1 rRNA gene is annotated in these 1,783 nt (G+C 56.8%); it reads left to right on the top strand.

The features are described 5' to 3' along the window. Window positions 1-211 precede the first annotated feature (211 nt). Window positions 212-1,744 (top strand): 16S ribosomal RNA (locus D457_RS0131525). Window positions 1,745-1,783 lie beyond the last annotated feature (39 nt).

Raw genomic sequence — 1,783 nt, 5'->3', positions numbered from 1 at the left:
TGGTTCTGGCGCTTGTACGGGAAGAGTGATTGTTTCTTGAGAACTCAACAGCGCGTGTTTGATTTTCTTTAAGCCATGTTTGTTTTGGCCCCAACGCACTTCGGTGCGTAGGGTTCCTTTGATTGGTCATCGCGAGATGATCGGTCAGGATTTCTTCTAGGTTTACTCACCCCAGGCTGACCTCACGGTCGCCGGGATGGGTTGTTTGACCTTTATGGAGAGTTTGATCCTGGCTCAGGACGAACGCTGGCGGCGTGCTTAACACATGCAAGTCGAGCGGTAAGGCCCTTCGGGGTACACGAGCGGCGAACGGGTGAGTAACACGTGAGCAACCTGCCCCTGACTCCGGGATAAGCGGTGGAAACGCCGTCTAATACCGGATATGACCTGCCACCTCATGGTGGCGGGTGGAAAGTTTTATCGGTCAGGGATGGGCTCGCGGCCTATCAGCTTGTTGGTGGGGTAACGGCCTACCAAGGCGATTACGGGTAGCCGGCCTGAGAGGGCGACCGGCCACACTGGGACTGAGACACGGCCCAGACTCCTGCGGGAGGCAGCAGTGGGGAATATTGCACAATGGGCGAAAGCCTGATGCAGCGACGCCGCGTGGGGGATGACGGCCTTCGGGTTGTAAACCTCTTTTACCACCAACGCAGGCTCCGGGTTTTCTCGGGGTTGACGGTAGGTGGGGAATAAGGACCGGCTAACTACGTGCCAGCAGCCGCGGTAATACGTAGGGTCCGAGCGTTGTCCGGAATTATTGGGCGTAAAGAGCTCGTAGGCGGCATGTCGCGTCTGCTGTGAAAGACCGGGGCTTAACTCCGGTTCTGCAGTGGATACGGGCATGCTAGAGGTAGGTAGGGGAAACTGGAATTCCTGGTGTAGCGGTGAAATGCGCAGATATCAGGAGGAACACCGGTGGCGAAGGCGGGTTTCTGGGCCTTACCTGACGCTGAGGAGCGAAAGCATGGGGAGCGAACAGGATTAGATACCCTGGTAGTCCATGCCGTAAACGTTGGGCGCTAGGTGTGGGGACTTTCCACGGTTTCCGCGCCGTAGCTAACGCATTAAGCGCCCCGCCTGGGGAGTACGGCCGCAAGGCTAAAACTCAAAGGAATTGACGGGGGCCCGCACAAGCGGCGGAGCATGTTGCTTAATTCGACGCAACGCGAAGAACCTTACCAAGGTTTGACATCACCCGTGGACCTGTAGAGATACAGGGTCATTTAGTTGGTGGGTGACAGGTGGTGCATGGCTGTCGTCAGCTCGTGTCGTGAGATGTTGGGTTAAGTCCCGCAACGAGCGCAACCCTTGTTCTATGTTGCCAGCACGTAATGGTGGGGACTCATAGGAGACTGCCGGGGTCAACTCGGAGGAAGGTGGGGACGACGTCAAGTCATCATGCCCCTTATGTCTTGGGCTGCAAACATGCTACAATGGCCGGTACAATGGGCGTGCGATACCGTAAGGTGGAGCGAATCCCTTAAAGCCGGTCTCAGTTCGGATTGGGGTCTGCAACTCGACCCCATGAAGGTGGAGTCGCTAGTAATCGCGGATCAGCAACGCCGCGGTGAATACGTTCCCGGGCCTTGTACACACCGCCCGTCACGTCATGAAAGTCGGCAACACCCGAAACTTGTGGCCTAACCCTTCGGGGAGGGAATGAGTGAAGGTGGGGCTGGCGATTGGGACGAAGTCGTAACAAGGTAGCCGTACCGGAAGGTGCGGCTGGATCACCTCCTTTCTAAGGAGTCTTTCAAGACCAACACTTCCTATCGTTGGT

This window comes from Nocardiopsis valliformis DSM 45023 (assembly GCF_000340985.1).
Taxonomy (GTDB): domain Bacteria; phylum Actinomycetota; class Actinomycetes; order Streptosporangiales; family Streptosporangiaceae; genus Nocardiopsis; species Nocardiopsis exhalans.
Note: the sequence above shows the minus strand (reverse complement) of the source record. Positions and strands in the feature narration are given on the sequence as shown.